16 protein-coding genes are annotated in these 19,512 nt (G+C 29.8%); 10 read left to right on the top strand and 6 right to left on the bottom strand.

Annotated features, from left to right (window positions below; translation table 11 throughout):
• Positions 1–27 precede the first annotated feature (27 nt).
• Both AQ1685_RS19330 and AQ1685_RS19325 read right to left on the bottom strand, forming a co-directional pair.
• Positions 28–648, bottom strand: coding sequence for an acyloxyacyl hydrolase (locus AQ1685_RS19330; RefSeq protein WP_095074781.1), 621 nt, complete (start codon positions 646–648; stop codon positions 28–30).
• Positions 649–1,425: an amidohydrolase gene (locus tag AQ1685_RS19325; RefSeq protein WP_095074780.1), complete on the bottom strand. Its 777-nt coding sequence runs from the start codon at positions 1,423–1,425 to the stop codon at positions 649–651.
• 145 nt (positions 1,426–1,570) lie between these two features.
• Between AQ1685_RS19325 and AQ1685_RS19320 the strand changes: the two genes are divergently transcribed.
• Both AQ1685_RS19320 and AQ1685_RS19315 read left to right on the top strand, forming a co-directional pair.
• Positions 1,571–4,321: a PD-(D/E)XK nuclease family protein gene (locus AQ1685_RS19320; RefSeq protein WP_095074779.1), complete on the top strand. Its 2,751-nt coding sequence runs from the start codon at positions 1,571–1,573 to the stop codon at positions 4,319–4,321.
• Between the two features lie 303 nt (positions 4,322–4,624).
• Positions 4,625–6,967: a T9SS type A sorting domain-containing protein gene (locus AQ1685_RS19315; protein WP_157730293.1), complete on the top strand. Its 2,343-nt coding sequence runs from the start codon at positions 4,625–4,627 to the stop codon at positions 6,965–6,967.
• Positions 6,968–7,077: 110 nt separating this feature from the next.
• Here AQ1685_RS19315 and AQ1685_RS19310 read toward each other — a convergent pair whose 3' ends face one another.
• Positions 7,078–7,608 (bottom strand): GNAT family N-acetyltransferase, encoded by a 531-nt coding sequence (locus AQ1685_RS19310; protein WP_095074777.1) that lies wholly within the window; start codon positions 7,606–7,608, stop codon positions 7,078–7,080.
• Positions 7,609–7,746: 138 nt separating this feature from the next.
• Between AQ1685_RS19310 and AQ1685_RS19305 the strand changes: the two genes are divergently transcribed.
• From AQ1685_RS19305 to AQ1685_RS19290, 4 genes are all read left to right on the top strand, one after another.
• Complete coding sequence (locus tag AQ1685_RS19305) at positions 7,747–8,934, top strand: phosphoglycerate kinase (protein WP_095074776.1); 1,188 nt, start codon at positions 7,747–7,749, stop codon at positions 8,932–8,934.
• A 246-nt stretch (positions 8,935–9,180) separates the two neighbouring features.
• On the top strand, positions 9,181–10,221 hold the full coding sequence (locus AQ1685_RS19300) for an NADP(H)-dependent aldo-keto reductase (RefSeq protein WP_095074775.1): 1,041 nt from the start codon (positions 9,181–9,183) through the stop codon (positions 10,219–10,221).
• A gap of 3 nt (positions 10,222–10,224) precedes the next feature.
• Entirely contained in the window at positions 10,225–11,328 is a 1,104-nt protein-coding gene (locus AQ1685_RS19295; protein ID WP_095074774.1) for a DUF695 domain-containing protein, read from the top strand.
• A gap of 54 nt (positions 11,329–11,382) precedes the next feature.
• Positions 11,383–11,676 (top strand): c-type cytochrome, encoded by a 294-nt coding sequence (locus AQ1685_RS19290; RefSeq protein WP_231970217.1) that lies wholly within the window; start codon positions 11,383–11,385, stop codon positions 11,674–11,676.
• Positions 11,677–11,756: 80 nt separating this feature from the next.
• Here AQ1685_RS19290 and AQ1685_RS19285 read toward each other — a convergent pair whose 3' ends face one another.
• Both AQ1685_RS19285 and trpS read right to left on the bottom strand, forming a co-directional pair.
• Complete coding sequence (locus tag AQ1685_RS19285) at positions 11,757–13,184, bottom strand: S41 family peptidase (protein WP_095074772.1); 1,428 nt, start codon at positions 13,182–13,184, stop codon at positions 11,757–11,759.
• Between the two features lie 247 nt (positions 13,185–13,431).
• The gene (gene trpS, locus AQ1685_RS19280; RefSeq protein ID WP_095074771.1) at positions 13,432–14,400 is read right to left on the bottom strand and encodes a tryptophan--tRNA ligase; all 969 of its coding nucleotides are present in this window, start codon (positions 14,398–14,400) and stop codon (positions 13,432–13,434) included.
• Positions 14,401–14,523: 123 nt separating this feature from the next.
• Between trpS and AQ1685_RS19275 the strand changes: the two genes are divergently transcribed.
• Positions 14,524–15,312, top strand: a complete 789-nt coding sequence (locus tag AQ1685_RS19275) for a lysophospholipid acyltransferase family protein (protein ID WP_095074770.1) — start codon at positions 14,524–14,526, stop codon at positions 15,310–15,312.
• Entirely contained in the window at positions 15,287–15,928 is a 642-nt protein-coding gene (gene trhA / locus AQ1685_RS19270) for a PAQR family membrane homeostasis protein TrhA (RefSeq protein ID WP_095074769.1), read from the top strand. The genes AQ1685_RS19275 and trhA overlap by 26 nt, the downstream gene beginning before the upstream one ends.
• Here the strand turns inward: trhA and AQ1685_RS19265 are convergent.
• Complete coding sequence (locus AQ1685_RS19265; RefSeq protein ID WP_095074768.1) at positions 15,923–16,399, bottom strand: CYTH domain-containing protein; 477 nt, start codon at positions 16,397–16,399, stop codon at positions 15,923–15,925. The genes trhA and AQ1685_RS19265 overlap by 6 nt on opposite strands.
• 68 nt (positions 16,400–16,467) lie before the next feature.
• Between AQ1685_RS19265 and porZ the strand changes: the two genes are divergently transcribed.
• Positions 16,468–18,789 (top strand): type IX secretion system anionic LPS delivery protein PorZ, encoded by a 2,322-nt coding sequence (gene porZ / locus AQ1685_RS19260; protein ID WP_095074767.1) that lies wholly within the window; start codon positions 16,468–16,470, stop codon positions 18,787–18,789.
• Complete coding sequence (recO, locus tag AQ1685_RS19255; RefSeq protein ID WP_095074766.1) at positions 18,789–19,511, top strand: DNA repair protein RecO; 723 nt, start codon at positions 18,789–18,791, stop codon at positions 19,509–19,511. The genes porZ and recO overlap by 1 nt, the downstream gene beginning before the upstream one ends.
• Position 19,512: the final 1 nt, after the last annotated feature.

The following is a 19,512-nucleotide window of genomic DNA, read 5'->3' as shown; positions in this document are numbered from 1 at the left end:
GTAAAAATAGGAATAAAAACGATTCATTTAAAGTTGAAAAGAAATTCCAGATTCAATACCAAAACTGTTATGTCCTTTATTAGGAGAAGCAAAATTTAAATTAGAATTGTGTCGCAAAGTCAATCGAAAATCAAACAAGATTCTTTTTTGTTTCCAAGAAAACCCTAAACCCAAGATATCAGAAAAGGCAAATCCTCTTTTTAAACGTTCTGTGTCTTCATTAGAAATCATAGGACCAACACTACCAAGTAAATAAGAACTGAATTTTGAAAATATATTGTAACGAATTAAAATTCCAATGTTTAAAGCGTATTCTTCAAAAGCTCTTCTTTTGGTGAATTTTTCTCGTAACTCTAAAAAGTTTTCTGTGGTTGGTAAAACAAATTGCTCGTTTAATAATTGATGATTGGCAAAGTATACACTTGGCTCTATTAAAAGTTCAAAATTAAAGTTCTCCTTTAGTGTTAGCGGATAATTGATTTGAACTTTTAAATACTGATTGTCATAATCGTAATCAGGATCATTTAACGGAAAGCTATTCTGTGTTGCTCTTCCGTAATTTAAACCTAAGTAAATTTTGCGTTCTTGAGAAAAAAGTGTTGTTATCGTTAAATTGAATAAAAAAAATAAGAAAATTGATTTTTTCATTTATAGCAAACTAAATTTATCTCGATCTTTTAAAAATCCGAGCTTTTCTCGAATAGTTTCTTGTTCATTTTTCTGAAGTTTCAGTGTAATTGTACTTTCTAACTCATTATTTTCTTCAGACAAACAATTTCCTAAGCAATCGTATACAGCAGAATGACCAACATATTCATAATCATTACCATCTAAGCCAATTCTGTTTACACCAATGGTGAAACTCATATTTTCAATCGCTCTAGCTTTTAATAAAGCATCCCAAGCGCTAATTCGTTTTTTAGGCCAACTTGCAGTATATAAAAGTAAATCATAATCTTCTACGTTTCTGGCCCAAATGGGAAAACGTAAATCGTAACAAATAAGCGGACAAATTTTCCATCCTTTATATTCCACAATTAGCTTTTGAGTTCCCGAAGTATACGTTTCGTGTTCTTTAGCTAAAGTAAACGTATGTTTTTTATCGTAATGTTTGATTTCACCTGACGGAAAAACAAACAACAAACGATTAAAATACGCATCATTTTCTTCAATAATAATACTTCCAAGTATAGCAGCATTTTTTGCTACTGCTGTTTTTTGCATCCATTGTACAGAAATACCATCCATTTTCTCAGCCAAATTACTAGCATTCATAGAAAAACCAGTGGTAAACATTTCAGGTAATATGATAAGATCTACAGTATCAGAAATATGATTTATTTTCTTTGTGAAGTTTTCTAAATTCTTAGTCGGGTTTTCCCAAACTAAATCAGATTGTAATGCAGCAACAGAAAGTGTATTCATTTGTATTTAGTTGAAATCAAAAATAACATAATTATCGTATTTTAGAAATCTATCCAGTTATCATGTTATCTCTGTATTCTTAAGAATAACATTATTGACTTAACTTTGTATTCTCAATTTAAAGATTCAAACAGAAATAAAATAAATGCAAACATTTATTCAGGAAACAATTCAAGACATCTTAAAAACGACGCAATCTTTTCAAGATGTAACTTTTGTATTGCCATCGAATCGTGCTGGAGTTTTTGTAAAACAAGCACTAAAAGATGCGCAAGTACAAGGTTTTTTTCCTGAAATATTGAATATTGAAGAGTTTACAGAAGAAGTATCTGGAATTCGTAAAGTAGATTCAATTCAGTTACTGTTTTATTTCTATCAGATTTATAAAAAGGTTGAAGAAAAGCCAGATACGTTTGATGTTTTTGCTTCTTGGGCATTTACAGTGTTACAAGACTTTAATGAGATCGATCAGCATTTGATCAATACCAAAGAAGTGTTTCTATATATTCGAGATGTTGAGCGTTTAAAAAAATGGTCGGTAAAAGGTACGTTTCAAGAAACCGAATTAATAAAAGATCACTTTGCATTTACTGAAAAGTTAAATGAATACTATGATTTTTTCTATGAATATCTGATTGAAAATAAAATCGGATATCAAGGATGTTTGTACAGAGAAGCAACTAAAAAACTAGAAAATTTTTTACAAAACTCAGGAGATAGAAAGTTCTTTTTTATTGGATTTAATGCTTTAAACAAAGCAGAAGAATTCATGATTAAACAAATGTTGTTGGAAGAAAATACTGAAGTATATTGGGATATTGATGAAACGTTTTTGTATTCAAATCATCAAGCAGGTGCATTTATCAGAAAATATAAAGCCAGGTGGAAATATTATCAAACAAATGAAATAAAAACGATCGGGAATTGGTTTTCACAACCGAAGAATATCGAATTAATCGGAGCTTCTAAAAATGTAACTCAAATGAAGTATGCAGGAGAGTTATTATCGCAATTCTCTAGTCATGAAAATACAGCTTTAGTTTTAGCCGAAGAATCGCAATTGCCAATTACTTTAAACTCGTTACCACAGAATGTAAATTCAGTGAATATAACAATGGGATATCCGTTAAAAGATATGCCTTCAACAAGTTTGTTTTTGTCGTTGTTTCAACTGTTCATCACACAAGAAAGACTTCAGAAAAAAGATGCACAACAATTTTATTACAAAGAAGTAGTAAAACTGTTAAAAGAACCTTTTGTTTATAAAATACTAACTACAGAAAATGAAGTTGTTTCCGAGCAAATTATAGGTGCAATTTTTACTGAAAACCGAACTTTTGTTTCTAAAACTTACATCGAAAGTTTTCTTAAAAATGTAGACGAAACAAAACGAGATTTGATTTCTGATTTATTTTCTGAATTTAAAACAGTAGATGCTTTTTTACAAAGAATTGTTCGATTTATAGATCATTTAAAAGATAAAGTTCAAGGATTAGAAAAAGAGTTTTTATTTCGATACTACACAGCTTTTAATCAGTTACAAAACTTACAATTAGAATTTGGTTATTTTTCCGACCTAAAGGTTTTATATCAATTCTTTAAACAACTTATTTCTTCTGAAAGTTTATCCTTCCAAGGGGAACCGTTACAAGGATTGCAGCTAATGGGGATGTTAGAAACACGTCTGTTAGATTTTAAAAATGTAATTATTACTTCAGTAAATGAAGGCGTTTTTCCAGCGTCTAGTAAACAAACTTCGTTTATTCCTTTTGATGCAAAAGTGCATTACGGTTTGCCTAGTTATAAAGAAAAAGATGCAATTTTCTCGTATCACTTTTTCAGACTGATTCAAAGAGCAGAAAATATTTATTTGATTTATAATACAGAAAGTGATTCGTACGGAGGAGGAGAGAAGAGTCGTTTTTTAACACAATTAGAGTTGTTAAAAGATAACGTAAAACACACATTTATAAGTCCGAAAGTTACGCAACAAAGCACAGAACTACTAGAGGTTCATAAAAATGAAGCAATTCTTGAACGATTAAAAGAATTAGCAACTAAAGGAATTTCTCCTTCTGCTTTAACCAATTATTTGTATAATCCGGTTGCTTTTTATCAGCAAAAAGTTTTAAAAATCAGAGAGTTTGACGACATCGAAGAAGAAGTTGCATTTAATACTTTAGGAACTGTTGTTCATGAAACGTTACGTGTTTTATACGAACCTTTTGTTGGAAAGTTTATTGTGAAAAATGATGTGTCTGTGATGAAAAAGAAAGTCTCTGAATTGGTAGAACATTTCTTCGCAGAGTATTTTAAAAACGGAGATATTTCGACTGGAAAAAACAGATTGATTTTTGAAGTTGCTGTTCGTTTTGTACAAAACTTTTTAGATCAAGAAATCACATTACTTTCTGATACAAATAATGTCTTAAAAATTGTTGAAGTAGAAAAAGATTACGAAGCGTTTTTTAATGTAGATGGAATCAATTATCCGATTAAAATACATGGACAAGTAGATCGTGTAGATCAACTCAATGGAGTAACTCGTATTATTGACTATAAAACTGGTGTTGTAAATGCTTCAGATTTAAAAATTTCTGACATAACAGCGGTTATAGATTTTAAATATAGCAAAGCCATTCAGGTATTGTTGTATGCGTTTATGTATACGCAAAATAATCCTACAGCAGAACTTCAAATAGAAGCTGGGATCATTTCTTTTAAAAGATTGAAATCTGGATTTATGAAGTTAAACTTCTCTGAAAAGTATCGTGGACAAGACAATATTGTTTCTTTAGATAGAATAGATTCGTTTATCGATCAAGTCAAAAAGTTAATTCAAGAGATTTACAATCCAGAAATATCATTTTTAGAACCTTCTGAACTTCCTTTTTAAGTACGTAACAATTTTTTAACGTAAACATTTAAGTGCTCTTTTTAGGAAAAATTGATTTCAAAAAATGTTAAAAAATTCGACAAAAAACTGATAATCAAAACGAAAATAAAACAGGAGTGAATTTCGTTATAAACCTATGATTTTTATAGGGTTTACGTGGAATTAATAAAGTCAAATTTCTTATGTTTTTTTTAAGATTTCTTTAAGACTTTCTGAGCTACTTTTAACCTCAGAAAAACAGAAAATAGAAACAGAAAGATGAAAACTAATTTACAACCACTATTACAATTTTTGCTACTCTGCATGAGTACTAATTTTGCATTTTCTCAAAACACAATTGTACCAGATGATAACTTCGAAAGAGCTTTAATTGCTCTTGGTTTAGATTCTGGAGATTTGGATAATGTAGTGCCTACAGCAAATATTAATCGAGTAGAAAATTTAGATATATCGTTTAGAGATATTAAAGATTTAACTGGTATAGAAGGTTTTACTGTATTAAAAAGACTTGAAGCACAAGGGAATGATATTGAAACTATTAATTTAGAATCAAACATAAGCTTAGAAACTTTAAATCTTGAAGGAAATTCATTAGAAGAAATAATACTAACTAATAATGTTCTTTTAAAAGAAATAAATCTTATTAAAAACAAACTGAATCTTTTAGATGTTTCTAGAAGTATTCTTCTTGAAAGTTTAAAGGTTTCAGATAACTTGCTAACAGTTCTTGATGTTACTGAAAATAGTCAGTTAAAAACACTGGAAATTAATAATAACGAAATAACAACAATAGATTTAGGGAGAAATACATTTTTAGAAATATTTAGTGCTAACAAGAATTTATTTACAACTGTCGATTTAACAGATAATCGCTTATTGAAAGAAATAAGTCTAGGAGATAACGATCTTACTACAATAGGTTTACGCCTTAATCTTCAGTTAGAAAAATTGTATTTAAAAAACAATAAGCTCACTGAGTTAGATATATCTGGAAGTCCTCTTTTAATTCATCTAGATGTTAGCAATAACGAATTAAATGCATTAAGTACACTAGTACAGTCTAATTTAGAATCTTTGTATGCAGATGAAAATAATATTGAAGCAATAATTCTATCAGCAAATACCCGATTAAAAGTAATTAACTTAGCTTATAACAAGTTGAAAGAAGTTAATTTGAGTAGTAATAGAGATTTAGAAGTATTTACTATTGATGGAAATTTATTAACTGATCTTGCCTTAAATCGAAACAGAGAATTGTATTACGTAAGTGCAGATGATAATCAACTGTTAGATTTAAATTTAAAAAATGGAAACAATACAAACTTTTTAACTGGTGCTGCTGGTTCTAGTTTTAAAAACAATCCAGCATTAACTTGTATTGAGGTTGATGATGAAGATTATAGTAATGAAAACTGGGCAGATTTTAAAGATGATATTGCAAGTTATGATAGATTTTGTAGTAGTAGTGTTATTGTAATTAGAGATGAGAATTTCGAGCAAGTTTTAATCGATTTAAATATAGATGCTGGAGAAATAAACGGTACTGTTTTAAATCGAAATGTTGAAAATGTAGAATCTCTTGATCTTTCAAACAAAGGAATCGAAGATGTAAGAGGAATAGAACATTTTGAATCTTTAAAAGAATTAAAAGTCCAAAACAACAAAATTGAGCTCTTGTCTTTAACAGGAAATAGAGACTTGAAAAAGCTAGAAGCATTCAACAATGAAATTACTAATATTTTCTTAGGAAATACCTTAGAAGAAATAAACGTTAGCAACAATAAAATAAGAGTTCTAAATGTATCTAGAAACGACAAATTAAAAACATTAAACGTTTCTAACAACACAATGGAATTTCTGTCTGTTCACGATAATTTAGAATATCTGAATGCATCAAATAATATTCTTGAAGATTTAAACTTATCAAACAGTAAAATCAAAGAAGCAAAGCTTCAGGATAATGAAATACTTACTATAGGTTTAAATAATAATACCGAATTAACGCATTTAAATCTAAATAATAATAGATTAAGAACCATCAATACAACTGATGCTTCAGCATTAAAAAAGTTATACTTAAATTCAAATGAGTTATTAATTATAGATGTTTCTTCAAATGTAGGGTTAGAGGTTTTAGATGTGTCTAATAACGAATTAATCAACCTTGATTTATCTGAAAACTCAGAAATTTACAGTGTGTATGCAAACGATAATAAACTAACTTCTGTAGATATAAAAAACGGGAATAATACTAAGATCGATTCAACATTGTCAGATTTTACTTCAAATCCAGAGTTGACTTGTATTCAGGTAGATAATAAAACTATGAGTGATAACGATTGGACAACAATTAAAGATAACACAGCTACATATAATGAAAATTGTAGAGCGACTGCCTCTAATGAAGACAATGAGTTTGTTTTAACGAATACTGAAATAGCGCCAAACCCTGTATTACAAAAATTAAATATAAAGTCAGATAAAGAGATTAAATCGTTAACAGTTTATAATTTACAAGGAGCTAAAATATTAAGAGCTAAAAACACAAAAACGTGTAATGTTAGTCAATTATCTAATGGTTTATATGTGTTAAAGATAGAAACAGATGAGGGAGAAATAGGAATAAAACGTTTTATAAAAAAATAGATTTATAACTTATTTTAGTACATAATTAATGTCTTTTTGGGTTTGTAAAAAAAACTCAGAGAGACATTTTTTAGTTTTATAAAAATAATTCAACTAAGAAATCTTAAAAACTATATACTCATAACAACAACTTTCCATAATTGTTGTTCTGTTTCATAAGTACAAAGATCAGAAAACCCAATAGCTTCATGCGCTTTTAAAGACCGAGTATTATTAGCGTCAATTTCTGTGATAATACTTGTAAACTGACCAGAAAAAGTTGTAACCATTGTATCATACAAACCTCTAAAAATTCCTTTTCCTCTGTATGCTTTATCAACACAAACTTGTCCCATTACAATAAAATTCGGATGAATATCAAGTTTGTCTATTTCATTAAACATAGGAATTAAAACAGGAATTTCATTTTTAAATGATGTAGACATCGATAATGCATAGCCAACAACACTATTATTATCTTTTGCTATAATATGCGGATGAAGATTATGCATTTTAGAAAGTATTTCTATATCATGTTCAACAGTCACAAAACCCTGTGTTTTCTTTTCTTCTTCAGTAAGTTGTTTGGGTAAGTTTCGTTGTTGTAATGCTAAGATTTGTTTTAGCTCAGAAGTGTCAGAAGTTTGTGTAAAAGAGATCATAATTAAGCAGAAAGTTTACAGTAAACGTTTTCGTTATAAATTTAGAGAAATAAGCGTTTTTAATCGTGTTTTTTCTAATTTAGAATAATTATTTTTGTTGGAATCAACAAAAAAGCAAACTTCTAAAAAACATAAAGAATGAAGACAATCAACGATTTTAATTTTGAAGATAAAAAAGCATTAATCCGTGTAGATTTTAATGTGCCACTAAACGACGAATTTCAAGTAACAGATGATACTAGAATTCAGTCAGCTAAATCAACAATCATTAAAATTTTAGAAGACGGAGGAAGTTGTGTGTTAATGTCGCATTTGGGTCGTCCAAAAGGAGTAGATGAAAAATTTTCTTTAAAGCATATTGTTGATAAAGTACGCGAAGTAATTGGAGTGCAAGTAAAGTTTGTAGAAGATTGCGTAGGAGAAGCTGCTGAAGCTGCTGTTGCTGAATTAAAAAGCGGTGAAATTTTATTGTTAGAGAACTTACGTTTTCATGGCGAAGAAAAAGCTGGTGATGTTGCTTTTGCAGAACAATTATCAAAATTAGGAGATGTTTATGTAAACGATGCTTTTGGTACAGCGCATAGAGCGCATGCTTCTACAGCAGTAATCGCTCAGTTTTTTCCAGAAAATAAGTGTTTCGGACATTTATTAGCGAAAGAAATTGAAAGTATCGATAAGGTATTAAACAATTCAGAAAAACCTGTTTTAGCAGTTTTAGGTGGAGCAAAAGTTTCTTCTAAAATCACTGTAATCGAAAATATTTTAGATAAAGTAGACCACTTAATTATTGGTGGTGGAATGACATTCACATTTGTGAAAGCACAAGGTGGAAAAATTGGAGATTCTATCTGCGAAGATGATAAGATGGATTTAGCTTTAGAGATTCTTGAAAAAGCAAAAGCTAAAAATGTACAAGTTCACATTCCTGTTGATGTAATTGCTGCTAGCGCTTTTGATAATAATGCAGAAACTCAAGTTTCAGATGTAAATGAAATTCCAGATAACTGGCAAGGATTAGATGCTGGTCCGAAATCATTAGAAAATTTTGAAGCTGTAGTAAACCAATGTAAAACGATTTTATGGAACGGACCTTTAGGTGTTTTTGAAATGGAAAGTTTTGCAAAAGGAACAATCGCTTTAGGAAACTTTATCGACAATGCAACTAAAAATGGAGCTTTCTCTTTAGTTGGAGGAGGAGATTCTGTTGCAGCTGTAAAACAATTCGGATTTGCAGATAAAGTAAGTTACGTATCTACTGGAGGTGGAGCAATGTTAGAAAGCTTAGAGGGTAGAGTTTTACCAGGAATCGATGCGATTTTAAATTAATAAGATTTATCAGATTAAAAACCAATTGTGTAATTGGATAAAAACTCTGTCAATTCGAGTGATTTTTTAGAGTGAAATGAAAAAAATTGTATCGAGAATAAGAATTTTGATTTAGAAATAGTTCTCGAACTGATAATTTAAAATTGTTCAATTCTCTGAAATCACAGCAAGTTAATAATGTAGTAATGCAATAAAATAGTAGAAAATTAGAATACTGTTGCATTAGTAAATTAAATAATTGAGTACATGAAATACACAACATTACCAAATACCGATGTTAAAGTTTCTAAGATTTGTTTAGGAACAATGACTTGGGGAAATCAGAATACGGAAGCAGAAGGATTTGAGCAAATGGATTATGCCTTAGAACAAGGTGTGAATTTTTTTGATACTGCTGAATTATATTCTGTTCCTGCAACTCCAGAAACTTATGGAGCTACAGAAAAAATTATCGGAAACTGGTTTAAGAAAACAGGAAATAGAGATAAAGTTGTTTTAGCTTCTAAAATAGCTGGAGGTGGAGATTATACAGCACATATTCGATCTGGAGGTTTAACAGGAAAGAATATTGTTGAAGCTGTTGAAGGTAGTTTACAACGCTTACAAACAGATTATATCGATTTATATCAGTTACACTGGCCAAATCGTGGAGTAAACTGTTTTGGTGTACGTGATTATCCGTATAAAACTTCAGCAAAAGAAGCCGAAAATCATATTGAAATTTTAGAAACACTTCAAGGTTTAATTAAAGAAGGAAAGATAAAACATGTAGGTTTATCAAACGAAACTCCTTGGGGAACAATGAAGTATTTACAAGCTGCTGAACAACATGATTTACCTAGAATGGTAACCATTCAAAATTCATACTCATTAATTCACAGAGGTTATGAATACGGAATGTCTGAAGTTTCTATGCGAGAAGATATTGGACTTTTAGCATATTCTCCTTTAGCGCAGGGAGTACTTTCTGGAAAGTATTTAAACGGAGGAAAACCAGAAGGAGCGAGAGGAACTTTATTTCCACGTTTTATTGCGCGTTACATGGGAGACGGATCTCAAAATGCAGTGCAAGCCTATTTAGCAATTGCAGAAAAACACGGTTTAACATTGTCTGAATTAGCTTTAGCGTATATTAATCAGTTACCATTTGTAACGAGTAATATTATCGGAGCTACAAGAATGGATCAATTAAAAGAGAATATTGACTCAATTCATGTTGAATTGACTGAAGAAATTCTAAAAGAAATAGAAACAGTTCATGCAGCAATGCCGAACCCAGCACCTTAAATTATGAGTTTATTAAAAAAATTGTTTTCAAAAAAAGAAAAAGAACAAGCAATAACATCGTATCAAGATTTTTGGGATTGGTTTTTACTTCATGAAAAAACGTTTCATAAAGTAGTTGCTAGTGGAGATTCCAATAGACTTAGCAAGGAGTTCTTTGATGTTATTGGTCCAAAATTAGATCAAATTAAAAAAGGAGTTTTCTATTTATCAGGGATGCTCAATGATACTACTGCAGATTTAATTCTTACACCAGATGGAAACTTAAAAAACTTTTATTTGGTGGAAGAATTAGTTGCTGCAAGTCCTAAGCTACCTAATTGGAAATTTCAAGCATTTAAACCAAATTTTGGTTTTAACGATTCTGGAATAGAAATGTATAACTATAAATTCAGTATAGAAAATATGTATTTCTATGCTGAGAATGATCAAGAATATCCAGATGAAATTTCTATAACAATAGTTCATAATGATTTGTCAGAAGAAAATAAATCTGAAATAATCAACGGATGCTATATTTTTTTAGATAATTATTTAGGTGAGCTAAAATTTGCAACTTTAATAGATGTAGTTCATTTTAAAAGGAAAGAAGAAGCGACACAAGAATTGGTAAGTTTAGACAAGCTCGATAGTTTTTTAACTTGGAGAGAAAAAGAGTTTGTAGAAAAATATGAAGGCTTAAGAAGAGATACTGAAAACGATAATTACGGTAGTTTTGAAACTACGCTGAAAAATGGAAGTCCTTTTATGGCCATCATGAATACAGATCTTTTAAATTGGGATGCAAAAGCTTCTCATCCTTGGATCTTACGTTTGAAAATACCTTATGATGGTGCAGAAAATAACGGTTTCCCGAATAAAGATGTATACCAATTATTAAATGATTTTGAAGATGAATTAATGCTGTCTTTAAAAGATGAACAAGGATATTTAAATATTGGAAGAGAAACGGGAGATAATCTTAGAGAAGTATATTTTGCATGTAAAGATTATAAAAAACCATGTAAAGTCACAGATCAAATAATTGAAAATTATAAAGGGAAATTAGAAGTAGATTACGAGATGTATAAAGATAAATACTGGAAATATTTCAATAATTATATTCAATAATTGAGTTTAAAGAACAAAATATTTGCATCATATGTAGTCGTATTTCTTATGATTATGCTGATGCTTTTTTCTTCTGCTTTATTTTCTGAAACAACAAAAGAAGAACCAAGATTTTTTTGTGGAACAGTAAATATTTCTAAAGAACAAAGAGCAGGAAGAAAACTTTTTAATGCAAATTGTGCTTCTTGCCATAGGTTAGGTAAACCTGCTACAGGTCCAGCTTTAAGAGGTGTAAAGTTTGATTCACTTTCTTTACATAAATATTTGAGCTCTAAAAAACATCAACCTACTTTTCCACAGTTAAGTATTGAGCAAGTCAATGAAATTCTAAAGTATACTAAAGATTAAAAATAGCTGTCTAAAAATAATGTCATTCTGAATTTATTTCAGAATCTCACTGCGCTAATTTTAAACAGCTTTTTAGTAATTTATTCTTTCAAAAGATCAATAGTTTGATCTATCCAGCTTTTTTGATTGTTCAAATAGAAATCAGGAGCAATACCAATCACTTCATAAGCACGTTGTTTTTTGTAGCGACTAGATGTGCATGTTAATGTGAAATCGTAACAAGGAGTTTTTACAGCGCCAACTTCACCATAACCAACATACCCGCCAGAGTTTTCTCCAACTAAAATCGTTTTCTTACTCTGTTTTGCCCAGAATAAAAGAGTTTCACAAGAACTAGCACAATTTTTATTGTATAAAATAGCAACCTTTTTTACAGCATTAGGCTTAAATTTCCTACTCATTCGCCCTCCTTTCGATACAGAAATATAAGAGTTCAACTTTGCTTTTTTCATTCGTTCTACTCTCTTTTCAAACCATTTTACTCGATCTTTATTAAAGTTTACCGTATCACTTTTTGCATCTTCATACCAGCTTTCCCAAATTTTAATATTGTCTTTTGTAATATATAGCTCAACATTATCAGTTTTGATTTTATTCGTGTAGATAAATTCTAAAAGTGGATTTACGTTATCATCACTTCCTCCACCATTATTACGAACATCAATAATTAAATAAGGTTGCTTTTTAATTTTATCGAAAGAAGCTTTGTATAGCGAATCGATTTTTGCAGTTCTTTTACCAGAAAAAGTAGGAATTCGTAAATAAGAAATACTATCGTTAATTGTTTTAAAATCGTAAGTAGATGGAATATCAATTGCATGGTTTACATAAGAATTTAAAGATGTTTTAAACCAATAATCTCCTAACACACCTTCTTTTAAAGCAAATCGACTATCGTATCTAACAGCATGATTTCTTAAATAACTAATTGCTAAAAACTCATTTGGAGTGGTTGTTTTTTTAAGTTCAAACTTTACTTGTCCTTTTTTCCAAAGTTTTGTTTTCGCATCAAGTATGACTCCAACATAATCTCTTAACTTAGTTTTACTAGGAATTATAGCAACAGTATATGCATTTTTAATCTCATAAATTCCAAGAATATTGTCTATTGGATATTGTTTTTGATCTACTTTTTCTAACGGAATTGTTTCTCTTGAAGTATAAATTTCTGAAGCTAAAAATTCTTGTAATTCTTCTTCATTATTTTCATCGATATTTTGACTTTGCATGTAAATTGAAGAATGATTATCTCTAAAAAATTCTACATATTGTAATGTTAATTTATAACAATCATTTTTTGTGCTGACTTTCTTTGCTGTATCAATTAGGTTAGTTTTTAAAGAATTGTAGGTTGCCTTTGTTTTAGAGGTAACATTATCTTTAAATCCAGGAAGATTGTTTTCATAATAAGTAATTACAAAATCTAAATCTCTAGAACATTTACATTTTTCTTGAGCGAAGGAAAGATATGTTAAAAGTAGTAGAGAAAGTGTTAGAAAGTTGTTCATATTCGATTTTTAGTTGTTTTAAAAAGACATTTAAAATGTATAGTTGTTACACTATTTTTTTTTGGTTAATAGTGTTCTTTAAAAGTCAAACTATGAATTTTTTAAATAGAGAAATCGAATTATTTTCCCAATAGTAAATTATTTTATCTGAATAGGATAATTAATTCTAATTGATAAACCACTATAAAAAACAAAAGCTTCTAAGAAATATTCTCAGAAGCTTAAGTCTATATAATTTAGTTTGAAATTAGTAACCTACTTTTGCACGTACACGTTGTAAAACATCTTGAGCCACTTTTCTAGCTTTTTCAGCACCAATTGCTAATGCTTCATCAATTTCATTTTTGTTCTCCATGTAGTGATTGTATTTTGAACGCACATCAGCAAACTTATCGATAATCAATTCGTATAAAGCTTGTTTAGCATGTCCATAACCATAATTTCCACCTTCATAATTTGCACGCATCTCGGCAATTTGCTCATCAGAAGCTAATAATTTATACAAAGCAAAAACATTATCACCATCAGGGTTTTTAGGTTCTTCTAAAGGAGTGCTATCCGTTTGAATTTTCATGATTTGCTTACGTAACTTTTTGTCTGGTAAAAAGATATTAATGACGTTATCACGAGATTTACTCATTTTTTCACCATCAACTCCAGGAACTAACTGTGTATGTTCTTGAATTTTTGCTTGTGGCGGAACTAAAGTTTCTCCGACAATATTATTTAGTCTCTCGGCAACATCTCTTGTCATTTCTAAATGCTGTAATTGATCTTTTCCTACAGGAACAATTTCAGCATCGTATAACAAAATATCAGCAGCCATTAACATCGGATAAGTAAACAATCCAGAATTAACATCTTCTAAACGATCTGCTTTATCTTTAAAACTATGTGCAAGTTTTAATCTGTTGTATGGAAAGAAACAATTTAAATACCAAGTTAATTCTGTTACTTCAGGAATATCACTTTGACGATAAAATACAGTCTTATTCACATCAATACCACAAGCTAACCAAGTAGCAGCTGTACTGTATGTGTTTTCACGTAATTGATTTCCGTCTTTAATTTGAGTTAATGAGTGCATATCTGCAATAAATAAAAACGACTCGTTTTCTGGTTGATTTGCCATTTCAATTGCTGGTAAAATTGCACCTAATAAATTTCCTAAATGTGGCGTACCAGTACTTTGTACACCAGTTAAAATTCTAGACATTTTAGTTTTGTTTCTTTTTAAATTATTTAAAAAAACAATTGTAAATACTTACAAATGTTTTCTCAGGTGAACAAAAGTAAGCTTTAAATCTATCAAACGAAAGAAATTACTACATTAGCAAATATGAAATACATAAAGATTCCCTTTCTACTATTATGGCGTGCATGGTTTTATGTATTGATGTTTGTAGGTATTGTTTTATTATCGCCATTACTAATTATATTATCTTCAAGTGAAAAGTTATATCCGTATTTCTGGAAGGTAGCACGTTATTTTTCATATTTCTTAGTTTTTGCGATGGGATTTCGTCTTGAAATTGATCGAGAAGAAGAAATTGATAGAGACAAAAGTTATGTGTTTTGTGCCAATCATACTTCATTTTTTGACATTTGGTTGATGATTATCATGAGTAAAAATCCAATTGTTTTTGTTGGAAAAAAAGAATTGGTTAAGATTCCTGTTTTTGGTTTTTTTTACAAAAGAGTGGTGATTATGGTCGATAGAGGAAGCGCTGAAAGTAGAAGAAAAGTTTATGGTTTAGCCAAACAAAGATTAAGTGATGGAACGAGTGTGGCAATTTACCCAGAAGGTTTAGTGCCAGAAGAAGAGGTAGTATTAGCTCCTTTTAAGAATGGAGCTTTTAGTTTAGCTATAGAATTTAAAATTCCAATTGTACCGCAAGTTTATTTCGATTGCAAACGTTCATTCTCATGGAATGTTTTTAAAGGTGGTCCAACGAAATTACGTGTAAAACAATATAAATTTATACCAACGAGTTCATTACAAATTGAAGATCGTCGTCAATTAAAAGAAGAAGTTTTTGATTTGATGTATAACGCATTAGCGAATGATAAACAATATATGAAAGACACGAATAAAGTATTACATGCAAAGCAGAAACAAAGTAAGTGAGTATAGTAAAGAAGAAGAGTATTTAAATGTACTCACACATGCAATTGGTTTATTCGCAAGTTGTATTGCATTTTCTTTTTTGATATTTAAAGCATGTTGCTATGTTAACGTTTGGTATCAAATAAGTTTTATTATTTACGGAATAAGTTTAATAACACTATATGCAGCATCTACGTTTTATCATAAAGCAACAGATCCAGTTAAAAGGAAACGATTAAAAGTTTTCGATCATGCAGCAATTTTTATGCTTATTGCAGGAAGTTATACTCCTTTTTGTTTGGTTGCTTTAAAATCTGATTTAGGTTTACGAATGTTCCTAATTGTTTGGACTTTCGCTTTGGTAGGAATAATTTTCAAATTGTTTTTTACAGGAAAGTTAAAACATGTATCTACAGTAATGTATGTATTAATGGGGTGGTTAGTAGTATTTTTTATTCAACCATTAATGGAAAGTTTATCTTCAGAAGGAACTAATTATTTAATTGGCGGTGGAGTTTTTTATACTATTGGAGCTATTTTGTATTCAATAAAGAAAATACCTTTTAACCATGCTATTTTTCATGTTTTTGTATTGTTAGGAAGTCTTTGTCATTTTTGGGCCATTTACAACTTATAATGACCAATCTTTATAAGGTAATTTACTAATGTTAGAATTGTAATATTTAGTTTCACCAGTGACTTCTTTATCTAACCAATCTGGTTTTACGAAGTTTTCGTTTTCACTTGAAAGTTCTATTTCAGCAACAATCAAACCTAAATTGTCACCTAAAAATTCATCTACTTCATAAGTGTGATTATCTATTATGACAAGATATCTGTATTTTTCAATAATTCCTTTTTCACATAAATTGAATAAATCCTCAGCTTCTGTTTTCGGTATTTCTTTTTCCCATTCAAATCTTGTGGTTCCAGAAGCATTTGATTTTCCTTTAATAGTTAAAAAGCCTTGATCATCTTTTAAACGAACTCTAACTACACGCTCTTTATCAGAATTTAAAAACCCTTGTTTGATATACACTTTTTTCGAAGCTTCGTTTATAAATCTATTATCTTTTACTAAGAATTTACGTTCTATTTCAACACTCATAAGATCAAGTTCTATTTTGTACGAATGTATCGCTTTTATCGTTATTATTAAATATCTTTGAAGCAATTATGAAGAAAATCTGTACACTAATAGCCTTATGTTTTTTGTTGTTATCCAATGCACAAAATGATTTTAGTGATCGTTGGGAAGATTTCTTTTCATATAATAATGTAAGAGACTTTGTTATTAATGGTGAAAATGTCTTTGCATTAACAGATAATGCGGTTTTTTCATACAATACAACTACAGAGGAGTTAAGGAAACTATCTTCTGTTAATGGTTTATCTGGTGAAACGACTTCGGCAATTCACTATAATGAAACTTTTGATAGAATTGTTATCGGATACGAAACAGGTTTGGTAGAAGTAATTAGTGATGATGGTACAGTTACAGTTTCTCCTGATATCGTAAACTTTAACCAATCTGGTTTAAAGAGAATTAATGATATTTTTGAGCATAACGGACAATTATTTATAGCAACTTCATTTGCAATTGTTTTATATGATATTGAACGCTTAGAATTTGGTGATACTTATTTTATTGGCGCAGGATCTACTAGTGTAAATGTAAATCAAATCACCGTTTTAAATAATGAGATTTATGCTGCTACAGATAATGGAATATTTGTGGCAGATATCACAAGTCCTAATTTGATTGATGCAGCAAATTGGGAACAAAGATTCACAGGGATTTTTCAAAAAATCACATCTTTTTCAGGAAATGTTTATGCAGTGTCTAATCGTAACTTAGTTAGGTTAAACGGAACAACACAACAAAACGTACTTTCTTTTCCTGAAAATATTAAGGATGTAAAAAGTTCTGCTACGAATTTAGTAGTATCTCTATCTAATTCAGCTAATGTTTATAACACTTCTTTAGCACTACAAAGCACTAATACAACATCTAGTAGTTTTGATTTTACGCTAAATACAGCTATTGTTAACAATAGTTCAATTTTACTGGGTACATCAGAATTCGGCTTATTAAATGCTCCTCTAGGATCACAATCTTACACAGAGATTCATCCTGATGGACCATTATCAAATCAAGTATTTTCTATAGATGTTTTCAATAATAATTTATGGGTGTTGTACGGAGGTTACGATGTAACATTTACACCTTCTCAGATACGCCAAGGTTATTCAAGATTCAATGGTGAAACTTGGTTAAATACTCCGTTTAATCCAACGAATCCATTTGGAGATTTAGTAAGTATTACGATTGATAAAAATAATGATAATAGAGTTTTTATAAGTTCTTTTGGAGATACAGGATCAGTAAATACACCACTAACTGGAGGTTTATTTGAGATAGTTGACGATAACATTACAAACTTTTATAATCATTTAAATAGTCCTTTAGAAGATATAGTGCCTACAGATCCCAACAGAGTAACAATTCGTATTTCTGGAACAGCTTTCGATAGAGAAGGAAACTTATGGGTAACTAACATTTTGGGGAATTCAAGATTAAAGAAATTATCACCTGCAGGAAATTGGACAAACTTTAATATTAATCAATTGTATGTTCAGAATAGGGCTGGTATGGGAGAAATTGCAATTGATAATACAAATACAGTTTGGATTACTACCAGAAGTAATGGTTTGTTTGCATATAACGAAAATGGAGATAGAAAAAGAGCTTTAACAACTGAGCCAACGAAAGGAAATTTACCCAATAGAAATACAAGAGCCATAGCCATAGATAGAAATAATAGACTTTGGATAGGAACTTTATCTGGTTTAGTAGTCTATAATAATCCTGCCTCAATTTTCGATGCTAGTGTTTTTGATGCAGAACCAATAATTATTTTAGACGATGGTATCGCAAAAAAGTTATTAGGGGATCAAACTATAAATGCCATAAAAGTAGACGGAGCAAATAACAAATGGTTTGGTACAGATAATGGAGGAGTTTTATATACTAATCCTAATGGTCAAAATACGCTGGCTAACTTTAACAAGGATAATTCACCTTTACCATCAAACAAAATTTTAAAGATTGCTGTTGATGAGTTTACAGGTAAAGTTTTCTTTGCAACAGATAAAGGAATTGTAGCTTACAATAGTAATGTTGCTCCTTTTGGTGATGAATTAAGTGAAGTATATGCATATCCAAACCCGGTATTAAACACTCACGATCGTGTCACTATAGCTGGTAGAAATGAAACAAATATACCTAAAGGCACTAATGTGAAAATATTAGATGCTTCTGGAAACTTAGTTTATGAAACAAATGTAGTGGAAGGTCAGCAAGTTGAAGGAGGAAAAGTAGTTTGGAATAAAAGAAATTTAGCAGGACAAAAAGTTGCTTCTGGAATTTACATTGTATTATTAACCACTGAAGAAGGAGAACAATCAGCCACTACTAAAATAGCGATTGTAAACTAATGACTGTTATTTCTACAAAAGCCATAGTTTTTAGTGCAATAAAGTATAGTGACTCTAGTTTAATTGTAAAATGTTTTACAGAAGAAGATGGAGTTAAAACTTACATGGTAAGAGGAGTTTTAAAATCTAAGAAAGGAAAATTAAAAGCGGCTTATTTTCAACCTTTAACCTTATTACAGTTAACAGCAAATCATAATACAAAAGGAACTTTAAATTCAATAAAAGAAGCTCAAGTTTCACCCATGTATGAAACAATACATATGTCTGTTGTTAAGCAAACTATAGTCTTATTTATATCTGAGATTTTATCTTCAATAATTCAAGAAGAAGAGAAAAATGAGATATTATATAATTACATAGAAACTGCATTAATTTGGTTAGATACTCATGATTCAATTTCTAATTTTCATTTACTTTTTTTACTCAATTTATCACGTTTTTTAGGGTTTTACCCAGACACTACAAATACTGAAAGTTCAGGATTCAATTTGTTAGAAGGAAGCTTTACAAATTCAGTTTATGACAAAACAACTATCACTGGTAAAGATTTTGTTTTATTCAAAAGACTTTTAGGCATAAATTTTGATGCAATTCATACAATTTCATTTAATAAAAAAGAAAGACAGAGCGTACTAAAGCTAATAATTCGATATTTTGAGTTACATTTGGATGGTTTTAAAAAACCAAAATCTTTAGACGTTTTAGAATCAGTGTTTAGTTAAC

This window comes from Tenacibaculum jejuense, assembly GCF_900198195.1.
Lineage (GTDB): Bacteria > Bacteroidota > Bacteroidia > Flavobacteriales > Flavobacteriaceae > Polaribacter > Polaribacter jejuensis.
Note: the sequence above shows the minus strand (reverse complement) of the source record. Positions and strands in the feature narration are given on the sequence as shown.

Excerpts from the sequence above, each read along its gene's own strand:
- AQ1685_RS19330 (WP_095074781.1), bottom strand. The coding sequence starts at position 648 with ATGAAAAAATCAATTTTCTTATTTTTTTTATTCAATTTAACGATAACA.
- AQ1685_RS19325 (WP_095074780.1), bottom strand. The coding sequence starts at position 1,425 with ATGAATACACTTTCTGTTGCTGCATTACAATCTGATTTAGTTTGGGAA.
- AQ1685_RS19320 (WP_095074779.1), top strand. The coding sequence starts at position 1,571 with ATGCAAACATTTATTCAGGAAACAATTCAAGACATCTTAAAAACGACG.
- AQ1685_RS19315 (WP_157730293.1), top strand. The coding sequence starts at position 4,625 with ATGAGTACTAATTTTGCATTTTCTCAAAACACAATTGTACCAGATGAT.
- AQ1685_RS19310 (WP_095074777.1), bottom strand. The coding sequence starts at position 7,608 with ATGATCTCTTTTACACAAACTTCTGACACTTCTGAGCTAAAACAAATC.
- AQ1685_RS19305 (WP_095074776.1), top strand. The coding sequence starts at position 7,747 with ATGAAGACAATCAACGATTTTAATTTTGAAGATAAAAAAGCATTAATC.
- AQ1685_RS19300 (WP_095074775.1), top strand. The coding sequence starts at position 9,181 with ATGAAATACACAACATTACCAAATACCGATGTTAAAGTTTCTAAGATT.
- AQ1685_RS19295 (WP_095074774.1), top strand. The coding sequence starts at position 10,225 with ATGAGTTTATTAAAAAAATTGTTTTCAAAAAAAGAAAAAGAACAAGCA.
- AQ1685_RS19290 (WP_231970217.1), top strand. The coding sequence starts at position 11,383 with ATGCTGATGCTTTTTTCTTCTGCTTTATTTTCTGAAACAACAAAAGAA.
- AQ1685_RS19285 (WP_095074772.1), bottom strand. The coding sequence starts at position 13,184 with ATGAACAACTTTCTAACACTTTCTCTACTACTTTTAACATATCTTTCC.
- trpS (WP_095074771.1), bottom strand. The coding sequence starts at position 14,400 with ATGTCTAGAATTTTAACTGGTGTACAAAGTACTGGTACGCCACATTTA.
- AQ1685_RS19275 (WP_095074770.1), top strand. The coding sequence starts at position 14,524 with ATGAAATACATAAAGATTCCCTTTCTACTATTATGGCGTGCATGGTTT.
- trhA (WP_095074769.1), top strand. The coding sequence starts at position 15,287 with ATGCAAAGCAGAAACAAAGTAAGTGAGTATAGTAAAGAAGAAGAGTAT.
- AQ1685_RS19265 (WP_095074768.1), bottom strand. The coding sequence starts at position 16,399 with ATGAGTGTTGAAATAGAACGTAAATTCTTAGTAAAAGATAATAGATTT.
- porZ (WP_095074767.1), top strand. The coding sequence starts at position 16,468 with ATGAAGAAAATCTGTACACTAATAGCCTTATGTTTTTTGTTGTTATCC.
- recO (WP_095074766.1), top strand. The coding sequence starts at position 18,789 with ATGACTGTTATTTCTACAAAAGCCATAGTTTTTAGTGCAATAAAGTAT.